Genomic DNA, 22,207 nt, shown 5'->3' with positions numbered 1-22,207 from the left:
AAGATGCAAAAAGTGAAAAAAGCGATTATCCCGGCTGCGGGTCTTGGAACGAGATTTTTACCGGCCACGAAGGCAATGCCAAAAGAAATGCTGCCGATTGTTGATAAGCCGACCATTCAATATATCGTGGAAGAAGCAGTGGCTGCAGGAATTGAGGATATTATTATTGTAACCGGCAAAGGAAAAAGAGCGATTGAAGATCACTTTGATTATGCATCAGAACTGGAGAGGAACCTGATAGAAAAAGAGAAGTTTGATTTACTGGCAAAGGTTAAATTTACATCTAATTTAGCAAATATTCATTACATCCGGCAAAAGGAACCCAAAGGACTTGGACATGCTGTCTGGTGTGCGCGTCAGTTCATCGGTAACGAGCCTTTTGCCGTATTGCTCGGGGATGACATTGTAAAGAGCAGCGTTCCCTGTATTAAGCAGCTGATGAATCAGTATGAACAAACCGGTACATCAATTATCGGCGTTCAGCAGGTAAGAGAAGAAGAAACGCACCGGTATGGCATCATTAATCCGGCAGGCAGAGATGAAAGGCTGATTCATGTTGAAGGATTCGTAGAAAAACCGCTGCCTGGCACTGCACCATCGAATTACGCAATCCTGGGCCGGTATATTCTGACACCGGAAATTTTCAGCCTGCTTGAAAACCAGGAGACCGGGGCCGGCGGAGAAGTCCAGTTAACTGACGCAATCGAAAAGCTCAATCACCTACAGGAAGTATACGCATATGAGTTCGAGGGCATCCGTTATGATGTTGGGGAAACGCTTGGTTTCCTGAAAACAACGATTGAATTTGCATTGAACGATACATCCATTAAACGTGAGTTTGAACAGTACCTGAAAGAAGTGATCCGCACGATTGAAGCGAAAAATACAGTGACGTATTAATCTTGTGTGCATATTAGGCGTCTAAATCAATTAAAGGGGAAGTGAAAATGATTGGGGACAAAATTAAATATTTGAGACTGAAAAAAGGATACTCCGTCTCTCACTTGGCATCAAGATCAAATGTCTCAAAATCCTATCTGTCAAATCTCGAAAACAATAAGAAAAATAACCCGTCATTATTCATCCTTTCAAAGATTGCCCATACACTTGATGTATCAGTAGAATACCTGGTAGATAAAGAAATGGACTTTGAAAAGAGGCATCTTGACCCGGAATGGCTGACACTGATAGAAGAAAGCATAAAAGAAGGCATGTCTAAAGAAGACTTTTCAGCGTTTCATCAGTATTTGAAGTTCAGAAAAAACATGTGTGACGTTCATAGAAAACCGGTTGGTAAATCAGAAATATAATATAAAAAATGAGAGGAAAAAGAAAAATAGCTGCATCATTTTCATTGATACATCATATAAATATAAAGTTGCAAATAACAGAAGAACGCTGACCATTCAGCGTTCTTCTGTTATTGAGCGGGAAAATAAATTTATCTGCCGGATCTGGTATTGGATGTAAGACAACTGTTTGAATGATTGAATAAAAAATTACAAACTCTTAAAGTGTTCTTTACAAAGAACGAATTATTCTTTATAATGTACATATTCTCTGGTTTTTCCTGATTCAAATGACAAAGATGTCCATAAATATGAAGCGGGTTTTTTCACAGTGACCGTCACTATATCGGGGACCAGAGGTAAAAGTCAAATGTATCCTAATCAAAAAGAACAGAACTGAGGGGTGAGAGGATGAGGGTTTTAGTTACTGGCGGTTATGGGTTTATTGGTTCCCACACAGCCGAATTTTTTTACAGAGAAGGTCATGACGTTACAATCATTGACAATCTGAGCACCGGATCTGAAAAGAACATTTCATTCAAACACACGTTTTATGAAATGGATGTGAAAGATCATGCCTGTGATAAAGTATTTGATTCAAAAAAGTTTGATGCAGTCGTTCATTTAGCTGCCCAGGTTGATGTTGGCATCTCTATGAAAGATCCGTATAAGGATTCTGAGTCAAATGTACTCGGGCTGGCAAATATTCTGCAGCTGTCCAAAAAGCATGGTGTTAAAAAAGTATTTTTCGCTTCTTCAGCAGCTGTGTATGGATTAAATGAGCATATTCCCCTGCAGGAGAACGAGGTATGTGACCCCATTTCAACTTATGGGATGAATAAGTTTGTCGGCGAGATGTACTGTGAGAAGTGGGGATCAATCTATAACCTTGATACAATTACCTTCCGCTTTTCAAACGTGTATGGACCGCGTCAGGGAATGAGCGGTGAAGGCGGAGTTGTATCAAAATTCATCACAAGGGCACTCCGGCATGAACCTCTGACTGTCTACGGAGATGGTGAACAAACGAGAGATTTCATCTATGTAGAAGATGTAGCTGAGGCTATTTTAAAAGCGATGGAATCAAATATTACCGGTATGTACAATCTTTCAGCCAATACACAGACCAGTGTAAATGACCTGATAGATGAATTAAACCGGTATGCAGACCTTGAAGATGTCGTGTATACAGATGAAGCACCCGGTGATATTAAGCATTCCAGACTTGATAATACAAGGGTAAAACGTGAGCTTGACTGGGTGCCGCTTCATACTTTCAGTGAAGGTTTTGAAAAAACTTTTGAATGGTTCAAGGAACATAACGAGTTTAAAAGAAAGAAGAAAGACTCAATTCCTTTTGCAGAAAAAATCAGCCGGATAGGGCCTGTGATTCCTTATGCAGAAAACTTTTTTCTGTTCGCTTTAGCGATCGCAGCAAGTGTACTGCTGGAGGATACTTTCTTTATGATAGATTTTATTCTTTTCTATATCGTTATTGCCGCTTCAATTTTTGGCCGGAGCCAATCCCTTCTCTCAATTGGTCTTGGGCTGTCATGGTTTTTATTCGTTAATATTTCAAATGGCCGTGAACCGATCTCCATGCTGGTCGATATGAATGCTTTAATTCTTATGGGGCTGTATGTTTTTGTGGGTCTTACACTTGGTTATGTGATTGACAGAAAAGAAAAAGCAATTGAATATACACAGGATGAATATCAAACATTGAGTGAAAAGTATGATTCGCTGCATGCTGTGTATAATGATACGCTGCACGTGAAAAACGAGCTGCAGGAACAGGTACTCTATACGAACCATAGCCACGGCACGATCTATGAAATTGTAAAAGCGCTCGATAGTCTTCATGAATCTGATCTGCTGTGGGCATCAGTCAGCATGACAGAAAAGCTGCTGAATAATGGTGAAGTTGCATTCTTTAAGGTAAGTACAGATGGGACTTTAGCTGTTGCTGCTAAATCTGATCTGATCCCTGCCATGCAAACGCTTGAATTGCCTGAAACAGTCGCAAGCAGTATTCGTGCGGGAAGAGTGTTCGTTAATAAGAACTTCGATTCCAATCTTCCTTCTATGATGGCCCCTGTAGTCGTAAGTGGACATGAATATGGCGTGCTCGGTGTCTATCATCTGCCATTTGAAAAGTGTTCATTATTTTATCAGAATCTGCTGCTAATTGCTTCAAAAATGACTGCATCTGCTCTTGGTAAAGCCATTCAATATCAGCGTGCTATAGATTCAGACCGTTATATCAAGGGCACTTCAGTATTAAAACCTGCTTACTTTACAGAATTGCTTGAAAACAGAGAATTTGTTGCTAATCCATTCCAGGCCCCTCAGACGTTAATAACAGTTGTGCATGAGCATATCAGCCTTGAAGAATTAGCCGGTGTATTTGAACCTGCTCTTGAAGAGAATGAATTCATGGGACTCGATCAGGACGGACATTTATGCTTTCTGATCTTCAATGATCAGGAAAATAAGGTGGAACAGTTCTTAAAATTGCTTGAGAACTCAGGCTTTGAGCTGAATGTCACGCAAGAGGAGAAGTATTATGGCTGAGCTCTTAGTTTTCTACTATATCGTGTCCTTGCTGGTATTAGCGATTTTGCTGAAGAAGACCAAAGAGAACAGGCTGCTTAAATCAGCGGCAGTCTGTTTTCTGCCTCTTGCGGGGTGGTTTGTTCTATATGCTTTACTGCGTTCAACTGATGAACTAACCGGGGTTAGTACTGAAGAAAGCAATGATTCAACAGAGGATTTGTCAGCAATTTTTATGAAAGTGGATATTGAGGAAGAAACCAATGTCATCCCGATTCAGGATGCATTGATATTGAACCATAATGATATAAAGCGGAAAATGCTGATCCATTCTCTGAAAGAAAATACGATGACAAATATGCATGTCTTACAAAAAGCACTTGAAAATGAAGATTCAGAGACTTCCCACTACGCAGCCTCAGCCATTGTGGAAATGAAAAGAAAAAGATTGAACTATATTAAAAAAGTGGAAGATTCTCTTAGCAAAGAAGAGACTGCAGACTTACTTTCAGCATACGTCCAGGCGATCAAACAATATATGGACAGCGGATTCCTGGATGACATAACGAAGCAGAAATATAGAGAAAAATTATCAACTGCACTGAATCAGTTGCTTGAATCAGGGGAAGCACTTCCCTGGCACTGCAAAATAAAAGTGGAGACTGAACTTGAATTAAAACGGTATCAGGAAGCGGAGGCAGCATCATTTTTTTTCCTGGACCAATACCCTTCTGAAGAACAGGCATATCTCACAGCACTGAAAGTATATTATGCGACAAACAACGAATTAGGTATCAGGCAAATGCTTAAACAGATCAGACGCAACCGTATATTTCTTACGACTGAAGGAGCTGACATTGTACGGTTCTGGAATTGAGGAGGTTACCTGACATGGGGTACAGATTTATTTTAAGTAAAAGTACCATTTTTATTATTCTTTTTCTGCTTGTGGCTGGACCCCTTGTTCAGCTGCCAAGAGCCAGTTATTTTCTTCAGACGCATGAAGATCCTGTGAAGGGGATGGCTGGGAATGTGGAAATGTCTTCAGCGCTCAGTGAAACTGAAGCATCAGCTTTTTCACATGAAAAGCACCTTATTATTTACAGTGATGCAGTCGAGCATTCGGAGTTAATTAAAAACCAGATGATGCAGACGCTCAGTTATATGAAGCGTAACGGTGAGCCGGTTAGTACGGCAGATGTTCCTGAAGATCTAAGTCAGTATAAATCCATTACGCTCGCAACGGAAAAAATAGAATCAATTGAGAACTTTGAAAAGATCATCTCTTATGTTGAAGAGGGTGGAAATCTTTTTTTCGCGATACGTCCTGATATTTCCCCGATTTTTGAAAAAATCTACAGAAAGCTTGGGATTTATGAACTTTCAGGTGAATATAAGCAGGTTGAAAGTATCGTCATGACGTCAGATTTATTAGTAAATGCTAAAGGTTTAAAAGTAGAAGATGAGTTCTTCAGCAACTCTGCACTGCTGCTGCAGATCAATAGTGATACAGAACTGCACGCACGATCAGAAGAAGGGATCCCGTTAATGTGGAGCAATCCGTTAGGAGAAGGCAGGGTCATGTTTTTTAATGGGACGATGCTCATTAGTAAAATGCACAGGGGTATCATAGCCGGTGGACTCAGTCACCTGGCAGGTCCATTCATGTATCCCATCATCAATTCAAAAGTGTTTTATATTGATGACTTTCCGGCTCCTTTTCCGACAGGCAGACATGAAGGAATCTATGCAGAATACAATAGGGATCTCCCGACATTCTTCAGAGACATCTGGTGGCCTGAAATGCAACAGATTGCCAGAGATAACGGGCTGAAATATACAGGTGCATTTATTGAAACCTATAATGACCGGGTGGAAGGGCCGTTTAAAGAAAGAGTCGGAGAAGAAAATCTCAGAATCTATGGCAGGGAACTGATCAACATGGGTGGTGAAATCGGACTTCACGGGTACAACCACCAGTCTCTGACGCCTGATCACGACGTATCAAAACATTATGAGTATAATAACTGGCCTTCAAAGGATGAAATGGTACAAGGGCTCGAAGAAGCTGATGCCTATTTCAAATCAATCTTCCCGAATTATGAGTTGAAAACCTATGTGCCGCCATCGAATGTATTAAGTGAGGAAGGAAAGGAAGCAATGAAACAAGTGATTCCATCAATGAATATTATTGCTTCTCTTTATCATAAAGATTTAAAAGGACTTGAGTATACACAGGAGTTTCAACAAAAAGACTCCTTTATAGAAATGCCGAGAATATCTTCAGGTTTTCATTATTCTGATGAAAACAAATGGATATTGTCTAATATGGCTACGCTTTTAGGTGTATTTTCTCATTTCCTGCATCCGGATGACCTGATTGATTATAAGCGCAGTAATAACGATTCATGGTCAGAGATGCGTAAGCAATTCACAACCATGATGGATGACCACCGTGGAAAATACCCGTGGATGAAAAATGAAACTGCTTCTGAAAGTGCTGGCAGTCTGGTCAACTATGAGAATACTGAAGTGTTTATGAAAACGGAAGATACACAAATAGAAGTGTGGCTCAATCATTTCACAGGCTCATATACTTTCTTGCTGAATTCCGATCAAAAACCTGCTCATATGTCCGGAGCTTATGCTGAAAAAATCAGTGACCGGCATTATCTGGTGACTGCAACGTCCGATACAATCAAAATTGAATTGGAGGAACCAAGATGAAGATCTGCCTGATTGCTGAAGGTTCATACCCATATGTAATGGGCGGTGTATCAAGCTGGATTCAAATGCTGATGAATGCCATGCCGGATCATGAATTTGTCATCTATGCCATTGGAGCAGAGAAGGCGATGAAAGGTCAGTTTAAGTATGACCTTCCGCCTAATCTGCTTGAGATACAGGAAGTGTTTCTCGATACATTTCATGATGAAGTGGCAGGTCTGCAGCGGAATTATAAGCTTTCTGCAAAAGAGAAAGAAGCAGTCAAGTCTTTATTAACCCATCGCGACACCGACTGGGATCAGTTATTTTCGTTATTTACTGATCAGAGAATAGATTCAGTAAGCGGATTTGTATCGAGCAGAGATCTGTTTGATATTGTACGGGAAGTTTGTGAAGAACATTATCAGCAGATTCCGTTTACCGAGTTTTTCTGGTCTGTCAGATCTATGCTGCTGCCTTTACTTGCTCTGTTAAAACATAAGGTTCCCGAGGCAGATCTCTATCATAGTGTAGCAACCGGATATGGGGGAGTCGTTGGTGCATACGGTCAGTATTTATATGAAAAACCTTATATCCTTACTGAACACGGTATTTATACGAGAGAGCGCGAAGAAGAAATTATCAAAGCAGACTGGATCAAAGGAAACTTTAAAGATCTATGGATCGCCTACTTCCACTCTTTATCCATGTGTGCCTATAAAGCTTCCGACCAGGTGATCAGCCTGTTCAACAGAAACCGTCTGATTCAGGAAGAGATCGGATGTGACAGCGGTAAAATTTCGATCATTCCAAACGGCGTTCATCCTGATGAATTCCTTCAGCTGAAAACAAAAGAGAATGATCAGGTCAACCAGCTGCTGGTTGGCGCCATTGTAAGAGTAGTGCCGATTAAAGATATTAAAACAATGATTCAAAGCTTTGACATTGTAAAACGGTATATCCCGCATGCCGTATTCTATATTTTTGGTCCTTATGATGAAGATCCTGAATATTACAGAGAGTGCAGGGACCTTGTCCGTTCCCTGGGAACAGAAGATATTATTTTTACAGGTCAGATTGCAGTGAGAGACTATCTGGGGAAAATGGATTTGCTTGTTTTATCGAGTATCAGTGAAGGTCAGCCTCTTGCAATCCTCGAAGGACTGGCTGCCGGAAAGCCCTTTGTCTCAACTGATGTTGGATCCTGCAGAGAACTGCTGTATGGGTCAGATGATGGAATCGGGCCTGCAGGCAGAGTAGTACCTGTCATGCACTATGGAAAAATGGCAGAAGCGATCATTGAGATCGGTCAGGATGAAAAACTAAGAGTGGCAATGGGTGAGAATGGCAGAAAACGGGTGATGAGACATTATACAAAAGATCAGTTTATCAGCAGCTATAGACAGATCTATGAAAGCAGAGGTGTATTGCAGTGGCAGGCATAGGGTTTGAACTAAAAAAACTGTTTTCTGAAAAGAGTTTATTCTACAGAGGAAGAGCATATGCAGCATCAACGATTGTCATTGCAGGACCACTGCTTTTATGTGTCCTGATTATCACTGCCTCACAGCTGTTCCTGAGGTATATCGAAGCGCCTTTTACAGAGAGAGAGCTGTTTCTTGGTGCCGTTCAATACAGTTTTATTTTCTCACAGCTTGCTGCAGGCGGATTTGTTTTATTACTTGCCAGGTATTTATCTGACCGGATCTACAGCCGTGAGGAGAACAGTATCTTATCATCTTTATACGGTGTAATGATTACTGTGCTAATCGCTGGCGGTACTGTGGCAATGATTTTTTATTCCTTTTCTCCGCTGCCGCTGCTCTTTAAGTTTTTTGCTTATATGCTTTTTATGCAGCTCATGATCATATGGATCCAGACGATTTATATCTCAGCACTGAAAGAGTATAAAAAAATCGTCTACGGATTTTTAACAGGTGTAATCGTTACAATTCTTGCAATCTTTACAGGTTACCAGTTTTTTGACATGACTTCTGCTGCCGGTCTGCTGGTTACGCTGAATGCAGGATTTTTTACTATACTCTTTATGTTCTTTATTGAGATCAAAAAAAGATTTCCTGTTAATAACGAAAAGTATTTTGAATTTCTTTCATACGCTATGCGCTATCCGGTTCTGATTCTGATCGGCTTTCTTTATACGCTTGGATTGTTTGGACACAACTTTATTGTCTGGATGAGCAGTGCGGGCATCACGGTGGCAGGGACTTACCGTATGGCTCCGCTCTATGATGTTCCTGTTTTTTATGCTTATCTGACAATTTTACCAGCGATGATTGTTTTCGTGGTTTCACTTGAAACTGCTTTCTATCCGCACTATCAGCGTTTTTACAAAGTGGTGCTCGGTTCTTCAACCTTGAAGGAGATCAGGCATGCGCAGGATAGAATGTTTGGCATATTGAGCAGGGAAATCACTTTTGTAATGGAATTTCAGCTGTTTTTCACAATCAGTGCACTTGTATTCGGCGGCAAAATATTACCGATAACCAGATCACAGGTTGATATTTTTAACATTGTAACAGTGGGCGGGTACTTTTTTATCACAATGTTTATCCTGATGCTGGTTCTTCTGTACTTTGATGATCGAAAAGGTGCGGCAGCAGCAATGGGAAGTTATACGGCAGGACTTTTGATCGTCACGCCATTTACAGTGGCATTTGATAACTTTGGACTCTCCTGTTTTATAGCAGGCGTCATTGGTCTGGCGGTTGCGCTGCTGAGACTACAGCATATTAGCAAAACATTTGGATACTATACGTTCTGTTCTCAACCGGTCATGATGAAAAAGCATAAAGAAAAGGTGGAAGGTATAGTCAGCAGACTAAATTCTCTAAATGGAGCTGGAAGTGATTATGAGACGAAAAAATAATATTTTTTGGTTGCTATGCCTCATACTGCTCATGCCGGGGTGCTCTTATCTGGCGCAGCCGGCAGCTGAAGACCAGGAATACAAGGAAGCAGTGGCGGGTTCCACTCAGGATATTGTCAACTCAATTCCTTACTCGGACAGACTGGTAGAAGACCGGAAAGTATATGAGCAGGATGATGACAGCAGTGTGGTTCATTTATATTTAACCGTGCTCGAACAGGAAGAAGAACACACATTTTATGATTTGAACCACTTTTACGATATGCAGCAGGATTTGACCCTCAATCCACAGCCGTTAAAGGCAATTATTCAGGAAGGGGACGAAAACGGTCCTTCGCCTGATATGTTTCAGGGGGATCAAGAACTTGCCAATAGTACGGTAGAGCTTCGGGGAAATACGACCCGGCTTGCCAGACAGAAATCATACCAGATCAAGCTTGAAGAACAGGCAGGACTGTGGAAAGGGCAGACGATTTTGAATTTGAATAAACATCCGTATGACTACACAAGGGTCAGAAATAAACTGAGCTTTGATTACTTTGAAGAAATTCCGGACTTCACAAGTATGAGAACACAATTTGTAAAGCTGTATGTAAAAGATTTGTCAGAGGGGAAGGATACCGGTTTTACTGACTACGGATTATACACACATATCGAACAGCCGAATAAGAGGTTTTTGTTCTCTCATGGACTGGACCCGAACGGTAATCTGTATAAAGCTAATTTCTTCGAGTTTTTCAGATATCCCGATCACATTAAGCTCGCCGATGACCCGGAGTATGATAAAGCAAAATTTGAAGAGGTTCTGCAAATCAGAACAGGTGAAGATCATACTAATCTGATTGAAATGCTTGAAGCAGTCAATGATTATTCAAAAAATATTAACGACGTAATCGAAGAGTATTTTGACAGAGATAATTATCTGACCTGGATGGCAGTCAATATCCTGATGGGGAATACAGATACAACGACACAGAACTTTTTTCTCTATAACCCAATCAATGCAAAAAAGTTTTACTTCCTGCCGTGGGACTATGATGATGCATGGAAGCTCGAAGCCAATAATGAAGGAACAGATGCAGGAGATGTTACAAAATGGAACCGTGGAATCAGTAATTACTGGGGCAGTGTGCTTCATCAGCGTTTTCTGAAAAATCCGGATAACCTCGAAGCAATAGAAGAAAAAATCTCAGAATTATTGGAGATTATCACACCTGAAAGAACACAGGAGTTAATCGACAGCTATTATCCAATCGTCAGCAGTGCTGTCAGACAAAATCCTGATTTAGCAGGATTGAGTGTCAGAGTTGAGACATTTGATGGGTTATACCAGGACCTGATCTATGCACCTGAAGAAAAGTCCAGCCTCTTCTATGAAAATATGGATAACCCGATGCCTGTATTCTTAGGTGATCCTGAACAAATGAAAGATCAGATGAAATTCACCTGGGGTACATCCTATGACCTTCAGGGAGACGAGCTGACATATACGCTGGAAATCAGTAAAACAATTGATTTTACAGAAATTTATTATTCAAAGAAGGATATTGAAAAAACTGAGTTTACAATTCCGCTTAAGGGCCTCCGCAAAGGAGAAAATTACTGGCGGATCATCATTACAGATGAAAAAGGAAACACGCAGGAAGCTTTTGACCGGATCTACCGGAATGACATTTTTTATAACGGATTAAAGGAATTCTTCGTGGACGGATAAGGAGGGTTGGCAGTGAAAAGATGGTCGTTTGCACTTTCGATTATTGGCGTCGCCTGTATGATGCTCGGGGCAGCCTGGGTTGCGTCACTATTGAATGGAAAAAGCAGTGGTGAAGTGTTGCAGAACAGTTTGAGCGGGCAAGAAAACACAGGTGAGATCAGCTTTTCACTGCCTTCAGGCCTATATGAAGGCGGCACTGACATCAGTCTGTCAGCGGATGCGGAAGATATCTTTTATACCCTGGATGGCAGTGAGCCGACAGAACAAAGCACCCGTTATACAGCACCGTTACAGATCAGTGATACAACTGTGATCAGAGCTGCAGCGAAGTTGGCGGATGGCACATTGACGCCCCCTTATATGCAGACCTATCTCACCGGGCCGAATGATCTGCCTGTCATCTCTGTCGCAGCTGAGCCGGAAGATCTCTGGTCAGAGGAAAAAGGGATATACGTTGAAGGACCTGGGGCATCAGATGAGTATCCATATGAAGGGGCTAATTACTGGATGGACTGGAAAATCACTGTTCAGATGGAGTATCTGAAGGATCAGGAGTCAGTTTACTCATCACTAGCTGATATGGAGATCTTTGGAGGAGAGACGAGAACGAAGCCTCAGCGGTCTTTCATGATCGATGCAGAAAGTGAATACGGGAACAGCGAGCTGCTTTACCCGTTCTTTGACAGTCTGCCTTACAGCTCATACGAATCCATCATCCTGCGTAACGGGGGACAGGATTTTGAAAAGACTCATATGCTTGATGCGCTTGTATCCACTCTTGCAGCTGAAATCGGACTGGATGCACAAGTCTACCAGCCGGTCGTATTATACCTGAATGGTGCGTACTGGGGCCTGTATGATCTGAGAGAAAGAATTGATCACCATTACTTTTCAAGGCACCATCAGGTAAACCAGGATGACCTTGTTCTCCTTGAAGCTGATGCAGAGGAAAAAGAAGGGTCAGATGAATCCTATATCGGGATGATCGCTTATATTCAATCAAATGAGCCGGCTGAACCGGAAGTCTATAAGGTGATTGAAGAAGAAATGGATATTGAAAACTTTATTGATTATATACTGACAGAATTATATATCGGTAACACAGACTGGCCGAGTCATAATATCAGGTTCTGGAAAAATACGAATCCGGAGACAAAATGGAAATGGATTGTCTACGACAGTGATGTGAGTTTTCAGGATGCAACGGAGAATACCGTTCAGCGGTTTTATGATTACAAAGGTAAAGGTGACGATAAGCTGTACAGCTCCTATCTGTTCCGCGAACTGCTGAAAAATGAGCAATTCAGGGAGCGTTTTAAAGAAAGATCAGAAGAACTATACAGCAGCACGCTTTCTTCGGATCATATCGAAGCTGTCATTGAAAGGCTGGCAGACGACATCAGACCTGAAATGGAGCGCCATCTTGAAAAGTGGGGTGGTAACCCTGAGAAGTGGGAAGCTGAAGTTCAGGCATTGAAAACATTTGCCCGTGAGAGAAATGACTATATGACACGGCATATTGATGAATTGTTGAATCAATATCAGCAGGGGGGATCCTGAATGTACTATCAGAATAAAAAAATGAGGCACGAGCTTAAATATTATATTACCTACTATGAATTTGAACTGCTCAGACAGCGTCTGCGTATGACGGTACAACGTGACAAACACTCCATTAATGACGATGGCTATCATATCAGAAGTCTGTATTTTGATAACGTCACAGATCTTGCGCTTCACGAAAAAAACTGGGGTGTGTTCAGACGGGATAAATACAGAATCCGTATCTATAACGAATGTGACCGCGTCATCAAGCTTGAAAGGAAAAGTAAATATAACGACTTTATCTCTAAGGATTCGGTCACGTTATCCAGGTGTGAATATGAAACGATGATGGACGGTGATTATGATTTTCTTCAGAAAAAAGATTCGCCGGTTGCAAGAGCATTCTACTTGAAAAGCACACTTGGAAAAATGGAGCCTAAGGTCATTGTTGATTATATCAGGGAAGCATATGCCTATCAGTATGGTGATGTCAGAATCACGTTCGATAAAAGATTGAAAGCAGGAGTTAATACATTCGATATCTTTGATCCGAATGTCGTAACCGTCAATGCGATCCGCCAGCCGCAGATGGTACTTGAGATTAAATATAACAGCTACCTTCCGACGCATATCAGAAACATCCTGCAGCTCTCTTCACACAGCAGATCAGCCATCTCAAAATATGTGATCTGCCGTGAAGAAAGCATCAGACATTTTTCATCATAATAACCAACAATTAAAGGAGTGATTCCCATGCTTGGACAAATTAACTTTACCGATATTTTCAGTCCGGATATGCTGAGCTTTAACATGTTTGACAGGATTTCATTTGAAAACATCTTTATCAGCATGTTCGTTGCATTTGTTGTCGGTCTTTTTATCTTTTTTGTCTATAAGAAAACGTTTCGCGGCGTTATTTATAGTCATAATTTCAATGTCACACTGATTTTGATGTGTATGATTACGACATTAATTATCATGACGATCAGTACAAATATTGTCCTTTCTCTCGGCATGGTCGGGGCACTCAGTATTGTCCGTTTCAGAACAGCGATTAAAGATCCGCTTGATGTCATCTTTATGTTCTGGTCAGTTGGAATCGGGATTACGACAGGAGCAGGCATTTATATTCTGTCTATTGTCGGATCCCTGTTCATCGGTCTGGTGATGTACATCATGACAAGAAACAGAAGCCGGGAACAGACTTTTCTTCTCGTTGTTCACTATGATGAAGATGCAACAGATCACGTGAAGGTCCAGCTTTCAAAAATTAAGCACAGCATCAAGTCCAAAATTGTGCGCAGCGATGAAATTGAACTGACAGTAGAACTGAAAATTAAAGGAGACAATACTGCCTTTATGAGACAGATTCAAATGGTAAATGGTGTGAAGGATGTTGCGCTGATCAACTACAACGGCGACTACGCAGCATAAGACGTGCACATGAAAATCAAAAGAAAAACAGTGATTGTGATCGGTCTGATCGTGATACTGACGGGGTCGATTTTGGCCCTGTACACTGAACAGATGGAAATCATCACTGATTACCCGCCTGAAAGTGGTGAAGTCACATTGAACCCATTTACCGGTTTCGCCCCAATGGCAGAAGGGGGGCCATATTCAAAAGATCATTCGCTTGTATACGCAAATATATCCTGGTCGGAACTTGAGAGCAGCAAGGGTGTATACGAGTTTGGCAAAATTGAAACAAAATATAAAATGGACTTCTGGAAAAAGAGAAATGTCAGATTCATTCTAAGAATTATTATGGATAAGCCTGATCTGGAAGCCACAATGGAAATACCAGAATGGCTGTATGAAGAAATTGAACAGGACGGGACCTGGTATGACGCTGATTATGGTAAGGGATTCAGCCCGAATTATAGCAATCGTGTCCTGATTGAACGTCATAAAGAGCTGCTGAAAGCGTTTGGTGAGCGCTATAATGATGACCCTTATATCGCCTTCATTCAGCTTGGCAGCATCGGTCACTGGGGAGAGTGGCATACAATTCAAAACGATGAACTCTATATTCCGTTTCCCGACAGAAGCGTAACAAATCAGTATGTTAATCATTATCTCGATTTCCTAGACCGGAAAATGCTCATGATGAGGAGGCCTCATCAGGTTGCTGCAGAAAATAATATCGGGTTATACAATGACATGTTCGGTGATGAGAAGAGCACAGGTGAGTTTCTTAAATGGGTAAATGAAGGTTATACACTCTGGCTGACGGGAGAAAATAAGCCTGCCATGCAGAATTACTGGAAAACCGCCCCTGCCGGAGGAGAATTTGACCCGACGAAAAGCTGGGAAGACATATTCGGGGAGGAGCAGTTCCAGGATATTATGAAACAGCTTGAACTCTCCCACCTGAGCTGGCTTGGTCCGCATAATCCGTTGTATGAAGATAATAAACAATACGACAGGCAGATCGACAAATTTCTTGGAAAAATGGGCTATCACTTAAAAATAAAGCAGGTTAAATACCGTCCGAATCTGCGCTTTACAAAAAAATTGAAATTAAATGTTGTCTGGCAAAACAGCGGCACTGCTCCATTTTATTTTGATTGGCCGCTTGAGCTTTTAATTATAAATCGTGATGGGCATATTGTTCACCGGGAAAGAGCCGACACAGATATCAGAAAATGGCTGCCGGGTGATACAACTGAAACGTATGTGATTCATCTGCCCGCTCATCTGAACAGAGGAGACTATTCAGTCCTGGTTGCTATTAACGACCCGTTAACCGGAGATCCTGGAGTTGAACTTGAAATGGATACAGATAGAGGAGATAAGCGTTATAAAATAGCAAGTTTCTCTATTAAATAAACAGCCTGCAAGTAAAAAGTATAAATGAGTTGAAGAGGTGAAAAGCATGACATACACTATCCGCTATGCATAAAGCAGGGCGGTAAAGGGGAAATGAGAATGATTGGTCAAAAAATCAAGGTGCTCAGGCAAAAGAAGGGTTACTCCATTTCACAGCTTGCAGCAAAAGCACGGGTATCCAAATCCTATTTATCCAACCTTGAAAATAATAAAAAGAATAACCCCTCAATCATTGTTTTATCAAGAATTGCTGCGACACTGGGCTCCACTGTAGACGAACTGGTTGCGGGAGAGCAGCTTGAAAAAACGATGATCGATGAAGAATGGATGGAACTGCTCGAAAAAGGTGTGAGCAAAGGTATGTCAAAAAAAGAATTTACTGAGTTCCAAATCTATCTGCAATACCGTCGGGACTATTATGATGAATAGAGCAGGCTCCAGTAAAAGCTGGAGTTTTTTTAATTCCTGCTTGAAATAATATTTTCATGTTATATAATAATATTAATTTAAATAAACTGTTATATAACAAAGGAGTGTTGAGATGATTAACAAAGCAGATCTTCAAGTTAACGCCGAGTTGTATTCATTTATTGAAAAGGAAGTGCTGACAGGATCAGGCTATGAAAGTGAAACATTCTGGCAGGGGTTCAGTGACATCATTCATTCATTTATGCCTGAAAATCAAAAACTGTTACATAAAAGGGAAGTCATTCAGCAAAAGATTGATGATTGGCACAAAAAGCATAAGTGGCAGGAAGAACGCAATGATTACGAAGCTTTTTTACGGGAGATCGGTTACCTCGAAGAACAGGTGGAGGATTTTAAGATTACAACGCAGCAGGTTGATCCTGAAATAGCTCGTCAGGCCGGGCCTCAGCTTGTCGTTCCGGTGAATAATGCCCGCTATGCGCTTAATGCTGCTAATGCGAGGTGGGGCAGCTTATATGACGGGCTATACGGAACAGATGTAATCAGCGGGGATAATGGTGCTGAAAAAGGCCCGTCTTATAATCCTGTGCGCGGGGAAAAAGTGATTGCGTATGCAAAGAACTTCCTTGATGAGACTGTACCTCTTGAAGGAGCGTCTCACTCAGACGTTATACGCTACTATATTGAAAATGACACACTGATCGCACAGGTTCCTAATGGAAAAACCAGCCTTCAACAGCAGGATGCCTTCAAAGGTCATCAGGGGTCAGCAGATCGTCCGTCAGCTGTACTACTACAGCATCATGGTCTTCATATTGATATCCGGATTGACGCTTCCCACCCGATTGGCAAAACCGACCGGGCGGGTGTAAAGGATGTGGTTGTGGAAGCTGCATTGACGACCATTATGGATTGCGAGGACTCAGTAACGGCTGTGGATGCTGAAGATAAAGTGCTGGTCTACCGCAACTGGCTCGGTCTGATGAAAGGCAATCTCACCGAAAAATTTGCTAAAGAAGGAGAAACCGTTCACCGCACACTTTGTCATGACCGTTATTACACCGGTAAAAATGGAGATGACCTGAAGCTTAAAGGCCGCTCGCTGATGCTGATCAGAAATGTCGGTCACCTGATGACAAACAGCATGCTGCTTGACCGTGATGGGAATGAAGTCCATGAAGGCATTGCAGACGCTGTTATCACCAGCCTGATTGCTGTGCACGATCTTAACGGAAAACGCTCAAACTCAACTGAAGGCTCTATCTATATTGTAAAGCCCAAAATGCACGGGTCAGAAGAAGTCGCTTTTTCAAACCGTCTGTTCAATGCGGTGGAAGATCTTCTTGGACTTGAGCGTCATACAATCAAAATCGGAGTGATGGATGAAGAGCGCAGAACAACGCTGAATCTGAAAAACTGTATTCATGCAGTGAAAGACAGAATTGTCTTTATCAATACAGGCTTTCTCGACCGGACAGGAGATGAAATCCATACCTCTATGCAGGCAGGTCCGGTGATTCGTAAAGGTGAAATGAAACAGTCTGTCTGGCTGAACGCATATGAAAAATCCAATGTAGATCATGGCCTTTTATGCGGTCTGCCGGGTAAAGCGCAGATCGGAAAAGGAATGTGGGCAATGCCTGACAGAATGAAAGATATGATGGAACAGAAAACAGGTCATCTGAAAGCAGGCGGAAACACAGCCTGGGTACCGTCGCCGACAGCTGCAACTCTTCATGCGCTGCACTATCACGAATACAAAGTGGAAAGCATCCAGACTTCGCTGCGTGAAGAGATCACGAACCGTGAACAGGAACTGTTAACGCTTCCGCTTTCAGACCGTCAGTGGTCGCCTGAAGAAATCGAACAGGAGCTTGAAAATAATGCACAGGGCCTCTTGGGATATGTTGTCCGCTGGGTCGAGCATGGAGTAGGGTGCTCTAAAGTGCCGGATATTCATAACGTTGGACTGATGGAAGACCGTGCTACACTGCGCATTTCCAGCCAGCATATGACAAACTGGCTGCAGCATGGCATCTGCTCTGAAGAACAGATCATGAATGTCCTGAAGAAAATGGCGAAAGTAGTAGATGAACAAAATGCACAGGATCCTGCCTACCAGCCGATGAGCAAAGACTTTGAAAAATCCGTTGCTTTCCAGGCAGCCTGCGAACTCATCTTTCAGGGTGAGAGTCAGCCAGGCGGTTATACAGAGCCGATTCTGCATAAGAGACGCTTAGAGTATAAGGAGAAAATGCTGGCTGTAAAGGAATAAACTGTTGGTGTGACGGGGGCAGTGATATGTCCCTCTATCACACCACAATCGGATAATGGGATACTGCAGCAAGATGCAAGGACACTACAACGCACCCGGCAAAACAGGCGGAAATACCATTTTTTAAAAAATTTAAATTTTATGTTATAAAACAGTTGCAAAATAAAATATACTGTTATATATTAATATCAATCAAAGGAAATCAAATCCATTTGGAGGGATGACAAATGCAAACACAGATGACAGGTACGACCAACCAGGAACTGATTGAAAAGTGGGTAACCCAGCAGCTGATGAATGGCAAAACAAACCGGGAGATGGATAGTACACTCTTCGTTTATGGTAATGAAGCGCACCGCCTTCACCATCATCCGACAGGCGAAATTGAAATTGTACCGGAACAGATCTCAGACGTTGTTGTATTCAGAAAGCCTGAGGAGCCGATTGAATTGAACCATTGCAGAGCATGCGGGATGGAATACGATACTTTCAAGGATGCAATTGAATGCTGTTCAGACGTTGACTAAATTTTTTTGAGAACTGTGTTATATAACAAATATAAAATAAATGAATTGTAATAATACAAAAGGGGATGGATATGATGACAAACGCAAATCAGCAGGTTGAGGAACTTCAGCAAAACTGGCAGGGAGAGCGCTGGGAAGGGGTTCAGCGCCCTTACTCTCCGGAGGATGTAATCAAGTTGAGAGGGTCAGTTGTCATAGAACAGACACTTGCAAGAATGGGTGCTGAAAGACTTTGGAAGCTGATGCATGAAGAGGATTACATTAACGCACTTGGTGCACTGACAGGAAACCAGGCAATGCAGCAGGTGAAAGCCGGACTGAAAGCCATATATCTGAGCGGCTGGCAGGTTGCAGCAGATGCAAACCTTTCAGGACATATGTATCCTGACCAGAGTTTATACCCGGCCAACAGCGTGCCGCAGGTCGTAAAAAGAATTAACCAGACGCTTCAGCGTGCAGATCAGATCCAGCAGGCTGAAGGAAAGGGCGATACATATTGGTTCGCCCCAATCGTAGCAGATATGGAAGCTGGTTTTGGGGGTAACCTGAACGTATTTGAACTGACAAAAGCAATGATTGAAGCTGGTGCAGGCGGAGTCCACTTAGAAGACCAGCTTTCTTCTGAAAAGAAATGCGGTCACCTTGGCGGAAAAGTACTGCTGCCTACGCAGACAGCAGTGAAAAACCTGATTTCTGCAAGGCTTGCAGCTGATGTGATGGGTGTCCCGACTGTGATCATCGCCCGCACAGATGCAAACGCAGCCAATCTGATTACAAGTGATGTTGATCCATATGATCATGCATTTATCACTGGAGAACGCACACCTGAAGGGTTCTTCCGAACAAACGATGGACTTGATCAGGCCATTGCAAGAGGGCTTGCATACGCACCTTACGCAGACCTGATCTGGTGTGAGACGTCTGAACCGAATCTTGATGAAGCACGCCGCTTTGCTGAAGCGATTCATGAGAAGTTCCCGGGCAAACTGCTTGCTTATAACTGCTCACCATCATTTAATTGGAAAAAGAAGCTGGATGATGAAACGATTGAAACGTTCCAGCAGGAGCTTGGCAAGATGGGGTATAAGTTCCAGTTCGTTACACTTGCAGGCTTCCATTCACTGAACTACGGTATGTTTGAACTGGCACGCGGCTATAAAGCACGCGGCATGGGTGCTTACTCCGAACTGCAGCAGGCAGAGTTTGATGCAGAAGAGAACGGCTATACCGCTACACGCCACCAGCGTGAAGTTGGTACAGGATACTTTGATGAGGTGTCTATGGTCATCTCAGGCGGTACTTCTTCTACAACTGCCCTGTCAGGGTCGACAGAGGCTGAGCAATTCCAAAAGGCATAGAGCATGCGAAAGAACTAGTAAAAGGCGCCCTGACTCCGGGGCGTCTTTTTATTGGATTGGCTGTGTTAAAGTTCAATGTTGTTTTAGCACAGCTGTTGATTGTAGCGGAAGGGGACGACTACCAGCAGGAGAAGCGTGACAGGTGAGACCCCGCAGACGCGAAGCGGCGAGGAGGCTTACCGCACGCCCTGCGGAAAGCGGTCCCCTGGAGCGGAAATCAACAGCCAAATTTAACAGAACTATTGGATTAAAAAGCATTGCGTAAGTGTTCATCATTTATAAAAAGTTAAAATACCAACTTTCCCTTTATATATGAGATTTGAGCATATCGGCATGCTTAACTTCCGTGAAAGGGTGGTATGATAAAAGTACTATGTCAGATGAGCGGAGGTTACTGGAATGAAACAAAAATATGAAGACAGCATACACCCCTTTATCACGATGATGGACAGGATATCTGACATTGTATTTATTCTTGAAGTACTGCCGGGACCTGAATTCATTTATGAGTTTATTAATGAACAGGGTAAACAGGTTCTTGGTCTGAATGAAACTATACTTGGTAAGGGCTTTGAAGATATCTATCCCCAGGGCAGGGCTGACTATATAAAAAACCAGTACATTAAAGTACTTACAACTAAAAATCATACTCATTTTGAGCTGACCGGTGAAGATGGCTGGATTGGAGAAACGACATTGAATCCTATTATTAATGCTGATGACGAGGTCACGCATATACTTTCAATTACAAGAGATATCACAGAGCGGAAAGCACTTGAATCGGATCTTGCAAAAACTTCAGCGGAGCTTGGGCTTGTATGGGATCATGCTTCTGATGCCATTTTTTTCATGAATGAAGACGGATCGATTTACCGTGTGAACCGTGCTTTTGAAGACATGCTTGGTTATCGTGAAGAAGAAGTGCAAGGTGTATTGATTCCACCATTTTTCACTGCACATAATCAGGAAAAACATGATGCCTTCTTATCAAAATTATTTGGCGGTTCTTCATTTGAAAATATGGAACGTCAGCGGATGTGTAAGGATAGCCGCATCATCGAAGTGCTGGCTTCATACAGACCTGTTCAGCTGAATGGCAGAGCTTACGCAATTGTCATGTATAAAGAAGTGACTCAGCTGAAAAAAGCTGAAAGACAGGCAAAAGAGCGCGAGGAACGATTTAAGTCTTTGTTTGACGCAAACCCCGATATCATCTGGGCAATTAATTCTCATGGTCAGGTGGAAGACGTGAATGCGGCTGCGTTAGATATACTTGGGTTTACAAGAGAGGAGATCCTGAACATGGAGGATCATCTTCTCTCAAATCATACAGATTCCCAAATAAATTACGAGGACGCTCTAAAAAAAACGCTGGGTGGTGAATCAGTCGAATACACTGCGAGCCTGACCCATAAAACAGGTAAAAAAGTTGAGCTGAAAATAAAAACACTGCCAATCAGCGTAAATGGTGAAACAATCGGCATCTATGAAGTTGGTCAGGATGTGACGCTTCGTAACCGTGCGCAGCGGGCGCTTAAGAAAATGGCGTTTAGCGACAGTTTGACAGGACTGCCAAACCGCCGCTATATTACAGAAAAAATTGATGACACAATTACTGCTGCAAAGAAAAATCAAACAAAGTTTGCTTTACTTTACATTGATATGGATCACTTCAAAGAAATTAACGATACGCTTGGTCATGATGCAGGGGATGACCTGCTGAAGCTTTTTGCAAACCGTATCCGCCATGAACTTTCAGACGAAGAAATGGTTGCGCGTCTAGGCGGGGATGAATTCCTTGTTCTGCTACCGGGTGCGTGTGAAGATGGTGCTGTTCAAAAAGCTGAACAAGTCCTTAATTCACTCAGAAAGCCATACAGGATCAGCGGTCAGGAACTTGATGTGACATCAAGTATCGGGATATCGATTTATCCGCTTCATGGAAAAAATAAACGTGAACTGATCAAGGAAGCTGATGAGGCGTTATACAGTGCCAAGGATAATGGAAAAAATATGTTCAAACTCCCGGGGGAATAAGCACAGTGCTGTGCTTATTTTTTTCATCCGGTTTTGCAGTGTGGAGTAACGGGGA

General features: G+C 42.2%; 17 protein-coding genes. All 17 read left to right on the top strand.

Annotated elements, in window-relative coordinates; genetic code table 11:
- Positions 1 to 3 precede the first annotated feature (3 nt).
- Positions 4 to 900 (top strand): UTP--glucose-1-phosphate uridylyltransferase GalU, encoded by an 897-nt coding sequence (gene galU / locus JOD21_RS09270; protein ID WP_204729334.1) that lies wholly within the window; start codon positions 4 to 6, stop codon positions 898 to 900.
- A gap of 47 nt (positions 901 to 947) precedes the next feature.
- Positions 948 to 1,310, top strand: a complete 363-nt coding sequence (locus JOD21_RS09265; RefSeq protein ID WP_204729333.1) for a helix-turn-helix domain-containing protein — start codon at positions 948 to 950, stop codon at positions 1,308 to 1,310.
- Positions 1,311 to 1,700: 390 nt separating this feature from the next.
- Positions 1,701 to 3,863: an NAD-dependent epimerase/dehydratase family protein gene (locus JOD21_RS09260; RefSeq protein WP_204729332.1), complete on the top strand. Its 2,163-nt coding sequence runs from the start codon at positions 1,701 to 1,703 to the stop codon at positions 3,861 to 3,863.
- A complete protein-coding gene (locus JOD21_RS09255; RefSeq protein ID WP_204729331.1) occupies positions 3,856 to 4,719 on the top strand; it encodes a hypothetical protein in 864 nt (287 codons plus the stop codon). The genes JOD21_RS09260 and JOD21_RS09255 overlap by 8 nt, the downstream gene beginning before the upstream one ends.
- A gap of 14 nt (positions 4,720 to 4,733) precedes the next feature.
- Positions 4,734 to 6,569, top strand: coding sequence for a DUF2194 domain-containing protein (locus tag JOD21_RS09250; protein WP_204729330.1), 1,836 nt, complete (start codon positions 4,734 to 4,736; stop codon positions 6,567 to 6,569).
- Positions 6,566 to 7,993, top strand: a complete 1,428-nt coding sequence (pelF, locus tag JOD21_RS09245) for a GT4 family glycosyltransferase PelF (protein ID WP_204729329.1) — start codon at positions 6,566 to 6,568, stop codon at positions 7,991 to 7,993. The genes JOD21_RS09250 and pelF overlap by 4 nt, the downstream gene beginning before the upstream one ends.
- A complete protein-coding gene (gene pelG / locus JOD21_RS09240) occupies positions 7,981 to 9,435 on the top strand; it encodes an exopolysaccharide Pel transporter PelG (protein WP_204729328.1) in 1,455 nt (484 codons plus the stop codon). The genes pelF and pelG overlap by 13 nt, the downstream gene beginning before the upstream one ends.
- Positions 9,419 to 11,149, top strand: a complete 1,731-nt coding sequence (locus JOD21_RS09235) for a CotH kinase family protein (RefSeq protein ID WP_204729327.1) — start codon at positions 9,419 to 9,421, stop codon at positions 11,147 to 11,149. Before pelG ends, JOD21_RS09235 begins: the two co-directional genes overlap by 17 nt.
- A gap of 12 nt (positions 11,150 to 11,161) precedes the next feature.
- Positions 11,162 to 12,709 carry a CotH kinase family protein gene (locus JOD21_RS09230; protein ID WP_204729326.1) on the top strand — a complete coding sequence of 516 codons (1,548 nt, stop codon included), beginning with the start codon at positions 11,162 to 11,164 and terminating at the stop codon, positions 12,707 to 12,709.
- Complete coding sequence (locus JOD21_RS09225) at positions 12,710 to 13,420, top strand: polyphosphate polymerase domain-containing protein (RefSeq protein ID WP_204729325.1); 711 nt, start codon at positions 12,710 to 12,712, stop codon at positions 13,418 to 13,420.
- A 27-nt stretch (positions 13,421 to 13,447) separates the two neighbouring features.
- Positions 13,448 to 14,128 carry a DUF4956 domain-containing protein gene (locus tag JOD21_RS09220; RefSeq protein WP_041123724.1) on the top strand — a complete coding sequence of 227 codons (681 nt, stop codon included), beginning with the start codon at positions 13,448 to 13,450 and terminating at the stop codon, positions 14,126 to 14,128.
- Positions 14,129 to 14,137: 9 nt separating this feature from the next.
- A complete protein-coding gene (locus JOD21_RS09215) occupies positions 14,138 to 15,526 on the top strand; it encodes a DUF4832 domain-containing protein (RefSeq protein ID WP_204729324.1) in 1,389 nt (462 codons plus the stop codon).
- 99 nt (positions 15,527 to 15,625) lie between these two features.
- The gene (locus tag JOD21_RS09210; RefSeq protein WP_204729323.1) at positions 15,626 to 15,955 is read left to right on the top strand and encodes a helix-turn-helix domain-containing protein; all 330 of its coding nucleotides are present in this window, start codon (positions 15,626 to 15,628) and stop codon (positions 15,953 to 15,955) included.
- A 112-nt stretch (positions 15,956 to 16,067) separates the two neighbouring features.
- Positions 16,068 to 18,230 (top strand): malate synthase G, encoded by a 2,163-nt coding sequence (locus tag JOD21_RS09205; RefSeq protein ID WP_204729322.1) that lies wholly within the window; start codon positions 16,068 to 16,070, stop codon positions 18,228 to 18,230.
- A gap of 227 nt (positions 18,231 to 18,457) precedes the next feature.
- On the top strand, positions 18,458 to 18,757 hold the full coding sequence (locus JOD21_RS09200) for a hypothetical protein (protein WP_204729321.1): 300 nt from the start codon (positions 18,458 to 18,460) through the stop codon (positions 18,755 to 18,757).
- A 74-nt stretch (positions 18,758 to 18,831) separates the two neighbouring features.
- A complete protein-coding gene (gene aceA / locus JOD21_RS09195) occupies positions 18,832 to 20,115 on the top strand; it encodes an isocitrate lyase (RefSeq protein WP_204729320.1) in 1,284 nt (427 codons plus the stop codon).
- Between the two features lie 399 nt (positions 20,116 to 20,514).
- Positions 20,515 to 22,152 carry a sensor domain-containing protein gene (locus tag JOD21_RS09190; RefSeq protein ID WP_204729319.1) on the top strand — a complete coding sequence of 546 codons (1,638 nt, stop codon included), beginning with the start codon at positions 20,515 to 20,517 and terminating at the stop codon, positions 22,150 to 22,152.
- Positions 22,153 to 22,207 lie beyond the last annotated feature (55 nt).

The sequence above is a fragment of the Jeotgalibacillus terrae genome (assembly GCF_016908195.1).
GTDB classification, from domain to species: domain Bacteria; phylum Bacillota; class Bacilli; order Bacillales; family Jeotgalibacillaceae; genus Jeotgalibacillus; species Jeotgalibacillus terrae.
The sequence above is the reverse complement of the archived record's forward strand: the minus strand, read 5'-3'. Positions and strand labels throughout refer to the sequence as shown.